General features: G+C 62.5%; 19 protein-coding genes. 6 read left to right on the top strand and 13 right to left on the bottom strand.

The window, feature by feature from the left end; all coding sequences use genetic code 11:
• Window positions 1–34: 34 nt before the first annotated feature.
• The 4 genes from rpsI to ACO06O_RS07290 form a co-directional block, all read right to left on the bottom strand.
• Window positions 35–529, bottom strand: a complete 495-nt coding sequence (rpsI, locus tag ACO06O_RS07305; RefSeq protein ID WP_420417047.1) for a 30S ribosomal protein S9 — start codon at window positions 527–529, stop codon at window positions 35–37.
• A gap of 2 nt (window positions 530–531) precedes the next feature.
• Entirely contained in the window at window positions 532–996 is a 465-nt protein-coding gene (gene rplM, locus ACO06O_RS07300; protein WP_421878143.1) for a 50S ribosomal protein L13, read from the bottom strand.
• A gap of 258 nt (window positions 997–1254) precedes the next feature.
• Window positions 1255–1770: a hypothetical protein gene (locus tag ACO06O_RS07295; protein ID WP_421877808.1), complete on the bottom strand. Its 516-nt coding sequence runs from the start codon at window positions 1768–1770 to the stop codon at window positions 1255–1257.
• A 61-nt stretch (window positions 1771–1831) separates the two neighbouring features.
• Window positions 1832–2254, bottom strand: coding sequence for a PaaI family thioesterase (locus ACO06O_RS07290; RefSeq protein ID WP_420417049.1), 423 nt, complete (start codon window positions 2252–2254; stop codon window positions 1832–1834).
• 112 nt (window positions 2255–2366) lie between these two features.
• Between ACO06O_RS07290 and ACO06O_RS07285 the strand changes: the two genes are divergently transcribed.
• Window positions 2367–3176, top strand: a complete 810-nt coding sequence (locus ACO06O_RS07285; RefSeq protein WP_421877806.1) for an enoyl-CoA hydratase — start codon at window positions 2367–2369, stop codon at window positions 3174–3176.
• A gap of 13 nt (window positions 3177–3189) precedes the next feature.
• On the top strand, window positions 3190–3702 hold the full coding sequence (locus ACO06O_RS07280) for a CoA-binding protein (RefSeq protein ID WP_421877804.1): 513 nt from the start codon (window positions 3190–3192) through the stop codon (window positions 3700–3702).
• Here the strand turns inward: ACO06O_RS07280 and ACO06O_RS07275 are convergent.
• The gene (locus ACO06O_RS07275) at window positions 3699–3896 is read right to left on the bottom strand and encodes a hypothetical protein (RefSeq protein WP_420417052.1); all 198 of its coding nucleotides are present in this window, start codon (window positions 3894–3896) and stop codon (window positions 3699–3701) included. The genes ACO06O_RS07280 and ACO06O_RS07275 overlap by 4 nt on opposite strands.
• A gap of 37 nt (window positions 3897–3933) precedes the next feature.
• On the opposite strand from ACO06O_RS07275, the gene ACO06O_RS07270 reads away from it, so the two are divergent.
• Both ACO06O_RS07270 and hisI read left to right on the top strand, forming a co-directional pair.
• Entirely contained in the window at window positions 3934–4854 is a 921-nt protein-coding gene (locus ACO06O_RS07270) for a GNAT family N-acetyltransferase (protein ID WP_421877802.1), read from the top strand.
• Window positions 4855–4885: 31 nt separating this feature from the next.
• Window positions 4886–5311, top strand: a complete 426-nt coding sequence (hisI, locus tag ACO06O_RS07265) for a phosphoribosyl-AMP cyclohydrolase (protein WP_421877800.1) — start codon at window positions 4886–4888, stop codon at window positions 5309–5311.
• On the opposite strand, the gene ACO06O_RS07260 is transcribed toward hisI, so the two are convergent.
• The 6 genes from ACO06O_RS07260 to ACO06O_RS07235 all read right to left on the bottom strand — a co-directional run bounded on the left by ACO06O_RS07260 (window position 5296) and on the right by ACO06O_RS07235 (window position 11140).
• The gene (locus ACO06O_RS07260) at window positions 5296–5697 is read right to left on the bottom strand and encodes a VOC family protein (protein ID WP_421877798.1); all 402 of its coding nucleotides are present in this window, start codon (window positions 5695–5697) and stop codon (window positions 5296–5298) included. The genes hisI and ACO06O_RS07260 overlap by 16 nt on opposite strands.
• A 4-nt stretch (window positions 5698–5701) precedes the next feature.
• Entirely contained in the window at window positions 5702–6913 is a 1212-nt protein-coding gene (locus ACO06O_RS07255) for an MFS transporter (protein ID WP_420417056.1), read from the bottom strand.
• Between the two features lie 124 nt (window positions 6914–7037).
• On the bottom strand, window positions 7038–8693 hold the full coding sequence (locus ACO06O_RS07250; RefSeq protein WP_421877796.1) for a flavin monoamine oxidase family protein: 1656 nt from the start codon (window positions 8691–8693) through the stop codon (window positions 7038–7040).
• Between the two features lie 11 nt (window positions 8694–8704).
• The gene (locus ACO06O_RS07245) at window positions 8705–9472 is read right to left on the bottom strand and encodes a carbon-nitrogen hydrolase family protein (RefSeq protein WP_421877794.1); all 768 of its coding nucleotides are present in this window, start codon (window positions 9470–9472) and stop codon (window positions 8705–8707) included.
• A 4-nt stretch (window positions 9473–9476) separates the two neighbouring features.
• The gene (locus tag ACO06O_RS07240; protein WP_421877792.1) at window positions 9477–10214 is read right to left on the bottom strand and encodes a hypothetical protein; all 738 of its coding nucleotides are present in this window, start codon (window positions 10212–10214) and stop codon (window positions 9477–9479) included.
• Complete coding sequence (locus ACO06O_RS07235) at window positions 10211–11140, bottom strand: aminotransferase class IV (RefSeq protein ID WP_421877790.1); 930 nt, start codon at window positions 11138–11140, stop codon at window positions 10211–10213. The genes ACO06O_RS07240 and ACO06O_RS07235 overlap by 4 nt, the downstream gene beginning before the upstream one ends.
• A gap of 76 nt (window positions 11141–11216) precedes the next feature.
• On the opposite strand from ACO06O_RS07235, the gene ACO06O_RS07230 reads away from it, so the two are divergent.
• Together ACO06O_RS07230 and ACO06O_RS07225 are read left to right on the top strand one after the other, a co-directional pair.
• Window positions 11217–12491, top strand: coding sequence for an NAD(P)/FAD-dependent oxidoreductase (locus tag ACO06O_RS07230; RefSeq protein ID WP_421877788.1), 1275 nt, complete (start codon window positions 11217–11219; stop codon window positions 12489–12491).
• A 132-nt stretch (window positions 12492–12623) separates the two neighbouring features.
• Window positions 12624–14438 (top strand): EAL domain-containing protein, encoded by a 1815-nt coding sequence (locus tag ACO06O_RS07225; RefSeq protein WP_421877786.1) that lies wholly within the window; start codon window positions 12624–12626, stop codon window positions 14436–14438.
• Window positions 14439–14440: 2 nt separating this feature from the next.
• Here the strand turns inward: ACO06O_RS07225 and ACO06O_RS07220 are convergent, their stop codons facing one another.
• Entirely contained in the window at window positions 14441–15313 is an 873-nt protein-coding gene (locus ACO06O_RS07220; RefSeq protein ID WP_421877784.1) for a DMT family transporter, read from the bottom strand.
• Window positions 15314–15340: 27 nt separating this feature from the next.
• Window positions 15341–15826, bottom strand: a complete 486-nt coding sequence (gene smpB / locus ACO06O_RS07215) for an SsrA-binding protein SmpB (RefSeq protein ID WP_420417064.1) — start codon at window positions 15824–15826, stop codon at window positions 15341–15343.
• Window positions 15827–15851: the final 25 nt, after the last annotated feature.

Genomic DNA, 15851 nt, shown 5'->3' with positions numbered 1-15851 from the left:
GGCGCCGCTCTTGAACTCGACGGATAAAGTCCGCTTAGCGCTTCGAGAACTGGAAGCTGCGGCGGGCTTTCGCGCGGCCGTACTTCTTACGCTCGACCTTACGGCTGTCGCGGGTCAGGAAGCCGGCCGACTTCAGCGCGCCGCGCAGGCCCGGCTCGAAGTTGACCAGGGCGCGGCTGATGCCGTGGCGCAGCGCGCCGGCCTGACCGGAGAGACCACCGCCGGTGACCGTGCACAGGACGTCGAACTGGTCGACGCGGCCGGCCTCTTCGAACGGCTGGCGCAAGATCATGCGCAGAACCGGACGACCGAAATAGGTTTCCTGGTCCTTGCCGTTGATCGTGACCTTGCCCGAGCCCGGCTTGATCCAGACGCGCGCGATGGCGTTCTTGCGGCGGCCCGTGGCATAGGCGCGGCCCAGTTCGTCCTTCTTCGGCTCAACCGGAGCGGCAGCGGTCGCGGTCGCGACGGCGCCGGTGGCTTCGCCCAGCTTGGACAGATCGTTCAGGGTTTGCTGTTCTTCGGCCATGATTAGCGGCTCCGCTTATTCTTCGGGTTGCGCGCGGCGAGGTCCAGCGCGACGGGCTGCTGCGCCTCGTGCGGATGGTCCGTGCCGGCATAGACGCGCAGGTTCTTCATCTGCTGGCGACCCAGGGGACCGCGCGGAACCATGCGTTCCACGGCCTTTTCGACGACCCGCTCCGGGAAGCGACCGGTCAGGATCTGGCCGGCGGTGCGGCTCTTGATGCCGCCCGGATAGCCGGTGTGCCAGTAGTAGTTCTTGTCGGTCAGCTTGCGGCCGGTCAGCTTGACCTTGTCCGCGTTGACGACGATGACGTTGTCGCCGCAATCGACATGGGGGGTGAAGCCCGCCTTGTGCTTGCCGCGCAGGATTTTCGCGATTTCCGAAGCCATGCGGCCCAGGACCAGGTCCTCGGCATCGACGATGTACCAGGTCTTTTCGACCTCCGCCGGCTTCATCGAATAGGTTTTCATCATATCAGCCTGCCATTTTCAGGGCGCTCACGCCGGATCACCGCCGCTCGCTGTTGTCCTTTCATCCGGCAATCGCCGGAGACAGCGGGGTAATATATCGCCGTTCGGGCGCCGTCAACGCCTGTTTTCCGGACAAACTTGCAAAACAGTCAAACAAATCAATATGTTACAATTTGGGTATTATAATACCGCACAAAAAGCGTCTGAAATCGTGCAAAAAAAGCGGGCTGACCGGCCAAACGGTCGGATCAGGGTGGATCAGCGGTTGCGGTATTCGGGGTGAAAGACCAGGACGAAACGGTCGACGGTCCAGCCGTCGGATGCCAGGGGAAAACTGGCGCGGCTGTATTCCAGGATATGTTCATGGCGCCAGGGCAGACGGACATTTTCGCTGAAATCCGGCCGTCTGGTTTCGGCCATGGTCTCATAGAACGAATTGAAATGCGTCAGCGCCTCACCCGAATAAATCTCTTCGAAATAGGTGCCGGTTGGGTCGCGCCGATAGAACTGCCCGGTCACCGTCCCGACCAGGCGGTAGCGAAACCGCATCGGCCCGACGGCCGGCCGTTCTGCGTCAATCTGCATCAATACGGGCAGCAGGCTGGGCGGCATTTCTGTCGGATCGAAATCGGCACGGCCCGGCAATCTTCCGTGCGCCACCGCGAAGTCGCGCCAGAACTTGTGAAACCAACGCTGCTCGTCCGACCGAAGCGCGTCGGCCGGGAAGAGATCCTCCAGAATGTTCCGCAATGCCTGCGGGTCAACAATCGTCATACGGGAACCTATAGACGGTCTGGTACGCCTGACCTAACGGAATTCGCTCACCTGGACGCTCTTAGCGGGGCGGAATGGAATAGGTTCCGGTAACATGGGCGCAGAGGTCCCGGTCGCCTTCGGCCCGAATATCGATCCGCCCGACGGCAAGGCGCTTACCCAGTTTGAGAAGCTGGACTTCGGCGATCAGATCCGCATCCGCCGGTTTGCGCAGGAAGTCGATCGACATATTGGTCGTCACCGCCAGAGCCTGGGGACCGATTGCCCCCATCACAGCGATATACATGGCGAAATCCGCCAGCGCGAACATGGACGGGCCGCTGATCGTGCCACCCGGCCGGATATGCCGATCATCATAGGGCAGTCGGACGCGCGCCGTACCGGCCGAATAATCCTCCACGACGAAGCCGTAATGCGCCGAAAACGGCGCCTCGGTGGCCAAAATTCGGTCCAGTTCCTCGCGCGGCAATAGTTCGGACGGCATGGATCGTGTCGCTCCCCAGAAGTCGATACATTCTTGCTAGCAACCGGGCACGCCTTGAACAAGCACCGCATTTCAGGGATGATTCCGGCGATCATTATTCGGGAGATTTCGAATGTCCGCCATCGCCGACGCTCATACAGATGTCCAGGAACCGGTGGTTCTGCGCCGGACCGACGGTGCGGTCGCGACACTGACCCTGAACCGGCCAAAGGCTTATAACGCCCTGTCCATCGGCCTGATGGAAGCCTTGCTGGAGGAATTGGCCGCACTGGACCGCGACCCGTCGGTTGCCGTCGTGGTGATCGAAGGCTCGGGGCGCGGCTTCTGCGCCGGTCACGATCTGAAGGAAGTCCAGGCCAACCCCGATACGGCCTTCCGGGAACGGACCTTCAAGACCTGTTCCGCCCTGATGCTGGGCGTCGCGCGCCTGCGCCAGCCGGTCATCGCCAAGGTGCACGGCATCGCCACAGCGGCGGGGTGCCAGTTGGTCGCGACTTGCGATTTGGCGATTGCCGCGGACACGGCCCGGTTCGGGACCCCCGGCGTGAATATCGGGCTGTTCTGTTCGACCCCCATGGTCGCCCTGAGCCGCGCCGTCCATCGCAAACAGGCGATGGAGATGCTGCTGACCGGAGAACTGATTTCCGCGTCGAAGGCGGTAGACACCGGCCTGATCAACCGCGCCGTACCGGAAGGCGACCTGGACCGGGAAACCAAGGGTCTGGCGGATTTGATCGCGTCCAAATCCCACAAGGTTCTGAAAACCGGCAAGGAAGCCTTTCACCGCCAGATCGACATGACCCTGGAAGACGCCTATGCCTATGCGGGCGGCGTCATGGTCGACAATCTGGGCTATGCCGATTCCAAGGAAGGGATCGCGGCCTTCATCGACAAGCGTCCGCCGATCTGGAAACACGAATAGGGTCCGAACGCCCATGAACGCCGCGCATGCCGATTTCGATCATTCGGCCGATTTCTACACCGACGCCTATATCCGGGACATCCTGCGCGAATGCCGCGTCTTCGGCATGGTCGGGGCCAGCACGAACTGGAACCGCCCAAGCTATTTTGCGATGAAATACATGATCCAGAAGGGTTATCGCGTGATTCCGATCAACCCGCGGGCGGCGGGTGAAGAACTGATCGGCGAAACCGTCGTGGCCAGCCTGTCCGACCTGCCTGTGCCGGTCGATCTGGTACAGGTCTTCCGGCGCCCGGACCAGGTCGGTCCCGTGGTCGATGAGGCTTTGTCCCTTGCAGTCCCCCCGAAGGTGATCTGGATGCAGTTGGGCGTGATCAACCACGAGGCCGCAACCAAGGCCGAGGCGGCGGGCTTGCGCGTCGTCATGAACCGCTGTCCCAAGATCGAATATGCCCGCCTGTCCGGCGAATTGGGCTGGAACGGTTTCAACACCCGGGTCGTGACCGCCAAGAAGCGCGCGATCTAGTCGATCAGGCAGAGCAGCGCATAGCAACTGTCGAAGCCGAAGCGGAAGACCGCATAGAACAGGACGTCCAGCAGGACCATGGCGAGCAGGAACAGAATGACGCCCCGGGCGGTGATCCTGAACCCGCCGATGGCACGGCCGCGAACCGGCGCGCCGTCATACCCCGATTGTTTGCGGCGTTTGCTTTCGCCCATCGCCCTGCCCCATTCCCGGTTTCGAAGTCGCGCGTAAATGAGCACGATCCAACTGGATTGGGAAAGCCCCCGCGAGGAGGAATGGCGCCGCCGTCTGGAAAAATGCGGGCGCAGCACGGCGTTCCAGAGCTGGTCCTGGGGTGCGGCCAGTGCTGCGGTCGACGGCACAGGCGTGCGCCGCGCCTATATCCTGAAGAACGGCCGACCCGTCGGCCTGATGCAGATCTTCGAGGAGCGCAAGCTGGGCGCCTTCACCCTGGGTAAGCTGATCCGCGGACCGTTGTTCCACCAGCCCGTCATGCCGGAGGACCGGCTGGCGGCGATGGTGCTGGCCTCGCGCGACTACCCGCTGAAGCGGCTGCGGCGCTACTCCTTCCTGCCGGAGCTGCCGGATGGGCCGGCCGCGCAAGGATTGATGCGGCAGGCCGGTTTCCACCCCGCCATGGCTCCCTATCACACCGCATGGCTCGATCTGACTCAGCCGCTCACGACCATCCGCGCGGGGATGCGCCAAAACTTTCGAAATCAGCTGTGCCGGGCGGAAAGATCCGGGCTGGCCGTCCGAAAAGTGGAAGACCCCCGCCCCTTGCTGGCCCGATACGACCAACACCGCAAGCAGCGCCGATACAGCGGCCCGTCCGGGACAATGCTGGCTGCGATCCGCGAAGAGGACCTTCTCTGTCTGCAGGCGTATTCGATGTCCGGCGACAGCGTGGCCGGCGTGTTATTCGTGCTGCATGGCCGCGCGGCAACCTATCAGGTCGGCTGGACCAGCGCGGAGGGCCGCCGGACACACGCTCACAATCTGTTGCTCTGGAATGGGTTAGAGGCACTCCAGGAATCAAAACTTGAACATCTGGACCTGGGCGGGATCGACTGGACCCGCGCGCCCGGGGTTGCGCATTTTAAATCCGGCTTACCCGCGGAGCCCTTTTCCCTGCCCGGCACTTTCGTGTAAGACGCTTCTCCCGACGAGCCGGAGAGACCTTATGCCCCCGACCGATAGAAAGACACTGACGGATAGAACGACCCTGAGCCGCGACGAGATCGAAACCGGCACCCAACTGGCGCCGAAATTCGATGCGGACGGGTTGGTACCCGCCATCGCAACGGATGCCGACAGCGGTGAGGTTCTGATGCTCGCCTATATGAACGCGGAGGCCCTGGAACGGACCCTCGCCACCGGCGAGGCGCATTATTGGTCGCGCAGCCGGGGCGAGCTTTGGCACAAGGGGGCGACGTCCGGTCAGGTTCAGAAGATTGTCGAACTGCGCGTCGATTGTGATCAGGACACGATCCTGATCCGCGTCCGGCCGCAAGGCGACGGCGGCTGCTGCCATGTCGGCTTCCGCACCTGCTTCTTCCGCGTCGCCGACGGGGAAGGCGCCCTGACGCGCGATCAGGATCCGCTGTAGGACGAAATCTCGATCAGATTGCCGTCCGGATCCCGGAAGTAGACCGAGCGGATCGGCCCCAACGCGCCGGTCCGCATGACCGGTTCGGGGTCCAACGGGGTTATGCCGCATGCCTGCAGATGTGCGATCACATCCGCCGGATCGTCATCGGCGACAAAGCACAAATCTTCCGTTCCCGGTTGAGCGATCCGGGCCAAATAGCCGATATCGTTTCCCATTTCCGGATGAAGGTTGATCTTCTGATCGCCGAATTTCAGGGAAACACGTCGATTGTCTGGCCCAAAGGTTTCCCGCGTCATGCCCAGCACCGTCTCGTAGAAACGGCAGGTCGCTTCCACATCGCGAACGGTCATCACCAGATGATCCAGGCGCTTGACGGACACCACGGCCCTATTCCGCCGCCGCCGGTTGGACCGGCGCGGCATAGTCGCGACTGCGCGGCAGGGCCAGGGTCACAAAGACGACCGCCGCGGCCGCAACGGCATAGGCGATCAGAAGCTGCGTGAATTCCCCTGTCGCCGACCGGGTTTCGGTGATCAGGAACAGGCCCAAGGGCGCGGCCCCGAAGGACACCACGAATTTGATGCCGAAAATGACACCCTGGTGTTCCGCGGGGGCGAAGCGCGACAGCATCAGGTTCTCCGTCGGAAGGATCGCCGTTCCCGCCATGGCGAGACCGACCGCAGCCAAGCCCAGCGGCAGGCCGCCGAATTCCGCCAGAACGAACAGCAGCGGTGCCTGCAACAGCCACAGCCCGACATAGATGGTCTTCAGCCGGTACCGGTCGGCCAGATAGCCACCGACCAGCTGCATCACCGCGCCGATTGCATAGACGGCGCCGACGGCGGTCCCGACCAAGCCGATTTCCCCACCCAACAGGTCGACCATGCGCTCTTCGAACAATTTCGGCATAGCGTTCTGGACGGTGTTGTAGATCAGCCCCAGCATGAACATCGGGATCAGCATGACCGCCACGGCCTTCAGGTTGCCCCCTGCCCCGGCGCTGCCCTTGCGGTCGCTGGCGACCTTGGCCCCCTCGGCGATCCGGCCCGTCATCAGGGCGAACAGCATCGCGACACCCAATGCGGTACAGATCACGCCCGGGATTGCGAACGCTCCGCGCCAACCGAACAATTCGATCAGCCAACCGGTACACATTGCGGCCCCGGCCGCGCCCAGGCCGCCAAAGATGCCATTCACCGCCAGCCGCATGCCGGTCTTGCCCTGGCTGGTCTTGATCACCCAGGGAATGCCCACCGGGTGATAGATGGCCCCGAACAGTCCCAGACCGGCAAGGAAGATCATCAATCCGGTGCTGGAATCGACAAAGCCACAGGCGAAGGTCGCAATCCCCATGCCGATGAACATGACGATCAGCATGCCCGGGCTGGACCACCGGTCGGCCAAGCGTCCGGCCGGCAGTGCGGCCAGTCCGATCAGCAGCGACGCCGGGAACCACAGTTCCATCAGGACTTCGTAGGTCTGACTCCAATCCCGCTCGATCGCCAGGACGATGGTGAAATACATCGCCGCGAAATAATGGAACAGAAAATGACCCGCATTCGAGAAGCTTGCGGCCAGGGTCGCAGACGGCTGTCGCATGGTATTTGTCACCTGTTAGCGCGCGGTTCCGCACATTCGCACTGGGCGGGAACACCCACAAGCCGGATGCCGGATTAGATGTTTTGCCGCCCCGTCATTCGCGGCACGTTTATTCGCGACTCATTCACTCGCCGAGATCGAGTGGCCCCCAATCGGGATAGGCCTCGCCCGGCCCGGGATTGTCCTTCGGCGCCTCGCCGCCCAGATGGGTCATCACGCCCCAGACCGCGTTCAGCGCCGTCTGCACCGCGCCCTCGGCCCAGGCCGGGGTCCAGCTGATATCGTCACCGGCCAGGAATATCCCGCGCTCGTCCGGCGGCAGATCCCGTTGCATGAAATGGCCGTACATGCGGTGATTATAGCGGTAATGCCCAGGCAGCGCGCCCTTGAATGCCCCCAGGAAATTGGGATCGTCTTCCCAACTGACCGTGATCGGATCGCCGATGATATGCGACGGCAGGTCCAGCTTCGGATAGACCTTTTCCAGGGCCGACAGGGCCAGTTCGACGCGCCGTTCGACCGGCAGCGGCAGCATCTTCAGCGCATCCGACATCCAGGAATAGGTCAGGCAGATCACGCCCGGCTTGTCGGGCCCGTTGTCGAACAGATAGGTGCCGCGCGTCAGCCGGTCTGTCAGGGTCATCGACATGACCTGCCGCCCGGTTTCGGGGTCGCGATCGTTCCAGAACGGCCGGTCGACCATGACGAATGTCTTCGACGACTGCATGTAGCGGGTCCGGTCCAGAGCCATCCAGAGCTTCTGGCTGAACAGCCGCTCCTCGGTCTCGATGGCGGTGGTCAGAAGCCAGCTCTGGCAGGTCGCGACCACGGCGTCGAAGGCTTCCTCCCGACCCCAGCGATCAGTCACGGCCAGTTTGCCGTCCGCCAACCGCCGGATCCGGGTCGCGCCAGGGCGCGGTGCCCCGGCGTTCAGGGATTGCAGGCTGGTTCCCGCGGGCCAGTGGATCCCGGAATCGCTGGCACGCCGCCACAGGCCCTGCGGCAGTCGCTCTACACCGCCCACAAAGAAACGCTGATGGGAATCGCAGTCGGTGACATTGACCCGCAGGATTTCCAGCATGGAGTTCGGGAAGTCCGAATCCCATCCTCCGGTGCCGAATCCGACCTGTCCGAAGACCTCACGGTGGCGGAAACTCAGTTTCTGAAAGGCCGGGGAGGACGCGACGAAATCATAAAAAGTCCGCTCGTCCCAATCCCGGACAAGCGGGTCCCAGATCTCCTTGATCCGGGCCTTGTCCCGCGCCTTGATCGCATCCTTGAGGGCCGTGAAATTGGCACCCTCTTCCAGCGCCGCGTCATAGGCGGCGGCGACCTCGCGGAACAGATCCGGCAGGTCGGCAAGGCTCTCTGCGTAATGGGTCTCGCCCTCCAGATCGATCACCGTCGATCCCGACGCCGGCGTCAGCGGGTTCGGGAAAGGCCGGCTCTCCAAGCCCAACATATCGGCATAGTGATAGAAGCCCGTGCCGGATACCGGGAACCGCATGCCGCCTAGTTCGGCGACGATGTCGTCCGCGCCTTCGAAGGGCTGCGACCGCAGGCGGCCGCCCAGCTGCCCGCTTTCGAACAGGATCGGATGCGCGCCCATGCGCATCAGCTCGTATCCCGCGACCAGCCCGGACAGGCCCGCGCCGATAATGGCCACCTTGGCGCCATGCTTTTCGGCCGGCAGGCGCCCCAGCCCCGACGGATGCTTGGCCCAATCGTCGAACTCGAAGGGGAAGTCGGGGCCGAAAATGGTTACCGGGGCATCGGTCATGATGGCGTGTCCTAATAGAGGTCGGACCGCCGGTCGCGCAAATGGGTGGCTGCGCGCCGGACGCGGTCCAGATGGTTTCGGTCAAGGTCGGCCAGCAGGGTCTCTGCCCCCTTTCCAGCCCGGGCAACATCGTTGCCATCCGGGCCGACGAGGCAGGACAGGCCGCAGTAAGTCAGTCCGTTTTCCGGCCCGGCCTGGTTGATATAGGCGACAAAGACCGCGTTCTCCTCCGCCCGGGCGGGGACCAGTCTCGTGCAGACGGTCTCGAAAGGTTCCATATTCGCCGTCGGAACAAGGATCGCCTCCGCGCCCGCCAAGGCGAGATGCCGGGCGACTTCCGGGAATTCGATGTCGTAACAGATCGCGAAGCCGACCTTCCAACCGGCAAGATTCACGATTGGCGACAGGTCTTGGCCGGCAGAAAACTGATCGCGGTCCAAGTCACCGAAAAGATGGGTCTTGCGATAGCAGGCGGCAATGTCGCCCGTCGCGTCGATCAACAGACAGGAATTGTAGATGGCGTCCCCGTCAATTTCCGGCAAACCGACCAGGAAAGCGACCTTGTTGCGGCGGGCGATGTCAGACAGGCGCGCCCGATCGACCTGTTCCGCGGCCTGCCGGACTGCCGCCGCCCCGATATTGTAGCCACTGAGAAACATCTCCGGCGTGATCAGCAGATCGGCGCCACTGCCGGACGCCGTCGCGGCTTCTTCCGCCAATCGCGCGTAGCCTTCGGCCAGACCGCTAACGGGCGCGCTCTGCATCAGGGCCAACCGCATGGTGTCAGTTCCTCAGCAACCGGTGTTCGGCCAGCCGTTCATAGGCGGGCCGGCAGGCATCGGCGACGGCGCGCAATTCAGGCGGCAACTGCACCGGAACCGGATCATAGGGCAGAAATCCGGTCGACGCCTCGACGCTGGCATACCATACATCGGCCCAGATGCCGTCGCTATCCCGGCGGCCAGGCGGCCATGCCAGCATGGCATCGTCGAAGGGAATTCCGACAGCGTCGCATAGGGCCGTCAGGGCGCGGCGCGGATCGCGCAATACATCGGCCGCGTCCAGCACCGGCGGAACCGCCCCCTTGCGGTTGGCAACCTGATCGAACAATTCGCCCAGGCGGTCGAAACCGAAATCCGACGCCACGGGGGTCTCGCGCTTCTTCGCATAGGATGCGACCATCGCGTCCGGCTGCCGGATCAGGAAGCAATGCGCCATTCCGTCGGACCAGGACAGATCGTCATTGGGCAGCATATGGTGGCTCATATGCTTCTGATACCAGACCGCCGCCCCGCCGGGGGCCGGTCCCTTCAGCGCCCGCGCGACGCTATCGAAATCGCAATCCATATCGTCGATGATCCGGTCCGCCATCGGATGGTCGATCCCGGTCCGCTTCAGATAGCAGCCATAGAAGGGCTCGTCGCTGACCGCGCAATCCGGACGGTTCTCGAAGGCGCGCATCATGGCGGTCGAGATGTTGCGCGGACCCGACCACATGGCGATCCGGACGGGATCGGTCATACCGGCACCGATTTCGGCGGACAGGACCGCTCGACCAGCCGGTAATAGGCCTCGCGCAGCCGCAGCGTGACCGGGCCCGGGGTATCGCCGCCGATACGCCGACCATCGACTTCTCGCACCGGGATCAATCCCGCGAAGGTGCCGGTCACGAAGGCTTCATCGGCGGAATAGACCTTGGTCAGCGGGAAGGTCGTCTCATGGGCCGGGATGCCGATCTCCCGCGCGGCTGCCAGGACATTGCCCCGGGTGATCCCGGCCAGGCAGTAGAGCCCGGACGAGGTAAAGACCTCCCCCTTGCGGACGATGAAGAAATGCGTCGAATTGCAGGTCGCGACGAAGCCTTGCGGATCCAGCATCAACGCCTCGTCCGCGCCGGCCTTTTCCGCCTGGATGCAGGCGGAAATGCAGTTCAGCTTGCTAAGCGAATTCCAGGCCGGGTCCTGCACGTCCGGCGCACCGCGATGCACATGAACGGTGTGCAACCGCAGACCGGTCGTCAGAACCGCCGGATTCGGTGCCTTCCATTCCGGAATGATCACCACCGTCGCGCTGCCGATATTGGCCCGCGGACTTTGATAGGGCGTCGTCTTCATGCCCCGGCTGACCACCAGCCGGATATGCACGCCGCTGTCCATGTCATTGGCGCGGCAGGTATCCAGGATGGCCTGATGCAGCGCCTCCGGTGTCATGCCGACATCCAGATCGATCGCCTTCGCACCCTCGTACAGGCGCTCCAAATGGCGGTCGATAAAGGCCAGCGCACCATTATGCAGCCGGATGCCTTCCCAAACGCCATCGCCAAGCAGGAAGCCGGAATCGAACACCGATACGACCGCCTCGGCGCGCGGAACGATCCGGCCGTTGACGTAGATTTTCACCGTTTCGTTGCGCGGATCGGCTCCGTGGGCGTGACTTCCGCTTTCCATGAACGGGTCCTCTTTTCGTGTCGGGATGGAACCGGTAACGTCTTGCCTCCTATCACCAAGGCCACAGCAGAGCAACATGACCGACCATAGCCCGGCCCAACCCGGCGAAACTCTCTTGATCCTGGGCGCAGGCCTAGTCGGCTCCGCCGCCGCCGTCACTTTCGCGCGGCGCGGTTTCAAGGTAACGCTGATGGACCGGGATCTGCCGGGCTCCGGCGCCAGCCATGGCAATGCGGGCGGGATCGTGCCGTCCGCCTCCCCGCTGGCGCAGCCAGGTCTGCCCTTCGACGTTCCGAAGATGCTGTTCGATCCCCTGGGACCGCTGTCCCTGAAACCGGTCCAGGCAATCAAAAGCTTTCCCTGGTTCCTGCGGTTTCTGAAGGAATGTTCCGCCGCCCGCGCCGAAGACAATTCGATTGCGCTCTATGCCCTGACCCGGGACGCCGCGCCGGCCTGGAAAGAGCTGGTGCGCGGTACGCCGGCGGAATCTCTGCTGCGCGATGTCGGTTGGCTGAAAGTCTATTCCAGCGATGAGGGCTTTCGGAATCATGCGCCGGAGCGCGATTTCCTGAAACGGCGCGGTGCGCCGCTCGAACTTTTGTCCCAGGACGAGTTGCGGCGGATGGAGCCGAACCTCGCCAAGTTCTTCGTCCGCGCCATGTGGCAGCCGGACGGCCTTTTCGTGCGGAACCCGCGCCGACTGTGCGAAATAATGGCCGAAACCGCACGTGAACTGGGTGCGGCCATTCTGCAGGAACAGGCGACCGACCTGGCCGTTCAACCCGACGGCCGGGTGGTCGTGACAACCGACCGGGCCATCCACCGGCCGGACCGGGTCATGATCTGCGCCGGGGCCTATTCGAAGCGGTTCGCAAAGCAATTGGGCGCAGCCCCCATGCTGGTCGCCGAACGTGGCTATCACGCCATGTTCGATGTGCCGGAGAAAGGCTTGGAACGGCCGGTCTTCTGGGTCGAGAACAGCATGGTCCTTTGTCCCATGGAACACGGCATGCGGCTGACCACCCAATCGGAATTCACCGATATCGACGCGCCGCCCGATTTCCGGCGTCTGGAGCGCCTGGTCGCAGAGGCCGGCCGGATGCTGCCCGGGCTGGACACGACAATTCGGGACAGGTGGATGGGCCGCCGCCCGTCGACGCCGGATTCCCTTCCCTATCTGGGTCCGGCCCCGGCCACGCCGCGCGCCTTCTTCAATTTTGGCCACAATCACCTTGGATTGACGCTTTCGGCGGTTTCCGCCCGACGAGCGGCGGACGCTTGGATGGATGCCTGGACTGGGCGCAACGATCATTCGTCTCATGACTTATCGAAGTATCGAGCCTTGCGATAGCATTTTGAAATTATTGATTTTTGAATGTTTTCAATCGTGTGAACTTTTTGCGGCCAAGCCATTTGGTAAGTAACTGTTTAGGATTTCCGGCTATCGTCTGACCACGCGAAACCGCAAGGGTTATGTTAGGCGATGTCGACTTTCGAATCGAAGTCACGCAGTTCCGCATTTTTGGAAGCGATCGAACGCGCGGCCACCTTCGCCTTTCAGCCGATCGTCAACATTCATACCGGCCATTGCTTCGGTTTCGAGGCACTGATCCGCAATGTCGACAAGCTGGGCTTCAACAGCATCCCCGACTTCTTCGATTATGCCTGGAACGCCGGCATTCTGCACCGCGTCGACATGGTCCTGCGCCAGATCGCAATTTCGCAATTCGCGCACAGCGAGGCCTGTCGGGGATCGAAGCTGTTCTACAACATCGACGGGCGCATTTTCGAAAGCCAGGACTACCACCCGCATCAGACCGGCAAGATTTTGAATCACTACAAGCTGCCGCCGGAAAGCCTTGTCCTGGAACTGTCCGAAAAATACGACAACGCCTCGGCGCGCCATCTGTCCGATACGCTGAGGACCTGCCGCGACCACAATTACCAGCTCGCGATCGACGATTTCGGCCGCGGTTTCTCCGAAATGCAGATGCTGTACGAGCATCAGCCGGATTACATCAAGATCGACCGGTTCTTCATCAACGGCATCGCCGACGATTCCAAGAAGCGCCTATTTGTCTCCTCCATCGTGAACCTCGCCCATGTTCTGGGCATCACGGTCCTGGCGGAAGGTGTGGAGACGGAACGTGAGTTCCTGGCCTGCAAGGGCATCGGGTGCGACCTTGTCCAAGGCTTCTATGTCGCGCGGCCGACGACGGAACATTCCAGCCTGTCGACGCTGTATGAGATTGTGCCGGAAACGAACAGCCGCGACCGGCGCCAGCGGGATACCGACAAATTCCTCATACGCGACTTCATCGAACCCTTGGTCGCTGTATCCATCACCGATCCGATGTCGACGGTTTTCGAGGCGTTCCGCATCCACAAGAACCAGTCGGTCTTCCCGATCCTGGGTGAAGATGGACGGCCGCAGGGCCTTGTCCGCGAAGGCGACCTGAAAGACTTCATCTATCTGCAATACGGCCGCGATCTGCTGCAGAACAAGGCCTTCGGTAAGACGCTGAAGGACTTCCTGTCCCGCTGCCCCATCACCGATATCAATACCGAGGCGGAGAAAATCCTGGAGACCTACGCGATCGGGAATCACAATGATGGAATTCTGATCACCGAGAACTTCCAGTATGTCGGCTTCCTGACCGCCGATGCCCTGCTGCGCATCATCAACGAGAAGAACCTGAAACAGGCGCGCGACCAGAATCCGCTCAGCAAACTGCCCGGCAACAATTCGGTCGTCGACTACATCGCCGCCGGCTTAGAACAGCGCAGCGGTGCCTGGAGCGTCGTCTATTTCGACTTCAACGATTTCAAACCGTTCAACGATACCTACGGCTTCCGGCAGGGCGACCGGGCCATCACCCTGTTCGCGGATCTGCTTCGCGACGAGACGCGCACCGTGCCGGGGACGTTCCTGGGCCACATCGGCGGAGACGATTTCTTCGCCGGGTTCCGCGACCTGGATGAGTCCACCGTCACGCAGTTGATCGACCGCATCCTGGCGCGGTTCAGGCATGATGTGGAAAGCTTCTATTCGCCGGAGCATCGCGAGACAGGCGCCATCGAGGCGCGCGACCGCCACGGGCAATGGCGTCGCTATGGACTATTGAGCTGCTGCGCGGCCATCGTCCATCTGTCAGACGAGGTCACGGAAGTCACATCGGACACGATGATCGAGACGATCGCAAAGGCGAAGAAAGGGGCGAAACAGGCGGAAAGCCAGATTGAGGTGCATCGCATCGCCCCGGAGACAACCAATGTCCTTCGGCTCGCGAATTCCTGATCCTACGGCCTAGCTGGATCCGGCCGGTCTTCCGCGCTGCGGGCGCTGGCGAAGATCAGGGCGACCAGTACCGCGGCGACCCCGCCATACTGGACCGGTGTCAGCCAGTCGCCCAGCAGCAAGGCCGAGACCACAATGATCACCACCGGCTCGAAATTGTAGAGCATGGCCGCCTTGACCGATCCTGTCCGGCCGATTGCCGGGAAGGTCAGCCCCAGCCCCGCCGCATAAGCCGCCGCCGCTAGAAGGAAAGCTGTCCATCCCGCCTCTCCGGTCGGCAGGCCCGCACCACCGATCAAGATGGGCGGAAGGAACAGGACGGCCACAATCAGGTTCGACCATGCCAGCATGGCATAAGACGTGATAACCGCCGATGCGGCCGGCACGAATGTAAAATAGACCGTGGCGCCTAGTGCCGCCAGCAGCCCCATGGCGACGCCGATCCCATCCAAGTCCTGGAAGGACGGCCCGAAGACGAAGCCCAAACCGAGAAAGGCAAGCAGCAATATTCCGGTCCGGCGCGGTCCGGGCATGCGCCGTTCCTGCGCGGCCCCTGCCAGCAGCACGAAGAGCGGATAGAGGTAGAAGACCATGGCCGCCAGACTGGCCGGAATCCTGTCGATCGCCCCGAGATACCCATAGGAGATCGCCGTCGTCCCGGCAGTGATGATGGCAACCATTGGCAGCGCCCGGCGCGGCAAGGCCAGGGACACGCCCTGAAGCCGCGCCAAGGCGATAAATAGGCCCGAAATCACAATGGAACGAGCAAAAGCGAACAGGAACGCGTCGGCACCGGCATTGTAGGACAGTTTGGCAAGCGGGATCTGCAGTCCAAGCAAACCGGCGGAGAGCAGGCAAAGAACGACACCGTACATGGCCCCTCCCCCGATACGCCTCGACAATCAGCCTTCGCGGCGCAGGATCGCTGCCTTGCGGCGGTCCCAATCCCGTTTCTTGATATCCTGCCGCTTATCGACCTGTCGCTTGCCGCGTCCCAGCCCCAGGGCGAGTTTCGCAATACCGCGATTGTTGAAATACATCCGCATCGGCACGAGGGTCAGCCCGTCGCGCTGCACGGCGCCGGTCAGACGCGCGATCTCCCGCTTGTGCAACAGAAGCGGACGAATGCGTTTCGGTTCATGCTGGGCGCGCGGCGGGGCGTGCGGATATTCACCGATATACAGATTGTGCAGCAAAACCTTGTCGCCTTTGGGCGCGGCATAGGAATCCGACAGGTTCACCGTCCCCATGCGCAAGGATTTCACCTCCGTCCCCGTCAGGACGATCCCGGCTTCGAACTCTTCCTCTATGGCATAGTCATGACGCGCGCGCCGGTTCACCGCGATGGTGCCGGTCGACATCATGGTCTTTTTCTTGTCCTTCGCCATAAGAGTACCGTCGCATCGGTTCGCG

It is taken from the genome of Pacificispira sp., assembly GCF_965228185.1.
Taxonomy (GTDB): Bacteria; Pseudomonadota; Alphaproteobacteria; order UBA8366; family Aestuariispiraceae; genus Pacificispira.
Note: the sequence above shows the minus strand (reverse complement) of the source record. Positions and strands in the feature narration are given on the sequence as shown.

What these genes read in the sequence shown, in the direction of transcription:
- rpsI (WP_420417047.1), bottom strand. Translation starts at nt 529, where the DNA reads ATGGCCGAAGAACAGCAAACCCTGAACGATCTGTCCAAGCTGGGCGAA.
- rplM (WP_421878143.1), bottom strand. Translation starts at nt 996, where the DNA reads ATGAAAACCTATTCGATGAAGCCGGCGGAGGTCGAAAAGACCTGGTAC.
- ACO06O_RS07295 (WP_421877808.1), bottom strand. Translation starts at nt 1,770, where the DNA reads ATGACGATTGTTGACCCGCAGGCATTGCGGAACATTCTGGAGGATCTC.
- ACO06O_RS07290 (WP_420417049.1), bottom strand. Translation starts at nt 2,254, where the DNA reads ATGCCGTCCGAACTATTGCCGCGCGAGGAACTGGACCGAATTTTGGCC.
- ACO06O_RS07285 (WP_421877806.1), top strand. Translation starts at nt 2,367, where the DNA reads ATGTCCGCCATCGCCGACGCTCATACAGATGTCCAGGAACCGGTGGTT.
- ACO06O_RS07280 (WP_421877804.1), top strand. Translation starts at nt 3,190, where the DNA reads ATGAACGCCGCGCATGCCGATTTCGATCATTCGGCCGATTTCTACACC.
- ACO06O_RS07275 (WP_420417052.1), bottom strand. Translation starts at nt 3,896, where the DNA reads ATGGGCGAAAGCAAACGCCGCAAACAATCGGGGTATGACGGCGCGCCG.
- ACO06O_RS07270 (WP_421877802.1), top strand. Translation starts at nt 3,934, where the DNA reads ATGAGCACGATCCAACTGGATTGGGAAAGCCCCCGCGAGGAGGAATGG.
- hisI (WP_421877800.1), top strand. Translation starts at nt 4,886, where the DNA reads ATGCCCCCGACCGATAGAAAGACACTGACGGATAGAACGACCCTGAGC.
- ACO06O_RS07255 (WP_420417056.1), bottom strand. Translation starts at nt 6,913, where the DNA reads ATGCGACAGCCGTCTGCGACCCTGGCCGCAAGCTTCTCGAATGCGGGT.
- ACO06O_RS07250 (WP_421877796.1), bottom strand. Translation starts at nt 8,693, where the DNA reads ATGACCGATGCCCCGGTAACCATTTTCGGCCCCGACTTCCCCTTCGAG.
- ACO06O_RS07245 (WP_421877794.1), bottom strand. Translation starts at nt 9,472, where the DNA reads ATGCGGTTGGCCCTGATGCAGAGCGCGCCCGTTAGCGGTCTGGCCGAA.
- ACO06O_RS07240 (WP_421877792.1), bottom strand. Translation starts at nt 10,214, where the DNA reads ATGACCGATCCCGTCCGGATCGCCATGTGGTCGGGTCCGCGCAACATC.
- ACO06O_RS07235 (WP_421877790.1), bottom strand. Translation starts at nt 11,140, where the DNA reads ATGGAAAGCGGAAGTCACGCCCACGGAGCCGATCCGCGCAACGAAACG.
- ACO06O_RS07230 (WP_421877788.1), top strand. Translation starts at nt 11,217, where the DNA reads ATGACCGACCATAGCCCGGCCCAACCCGGCGAAACTCTCTTGATCCTG.
- ACO06O_RS07225 (WP_421877786.1), top strand. Translation starts at nt 12,624, where the DNA reads ATGTCGACTTTCGAATCGAAGTCACGCAGTTCCGCATTTTTGGAAGCG.
- ACO06O_RS07220 (WP_421877784.1), bottom strand. Translation starts at nt 15,313, where the DNA reads ATGTACGGTGTCGTTCTTTGCCTGCTCTCCGCCGGTTTGCTTGGACTG.
- smpB (WP_420417064.1), bottom strand. Translation starts at nt 15,826, where the DNA reads ATGGCGAAGGACAAGAAAAAGACCATGATGTCGACCGGCACCATCGCG.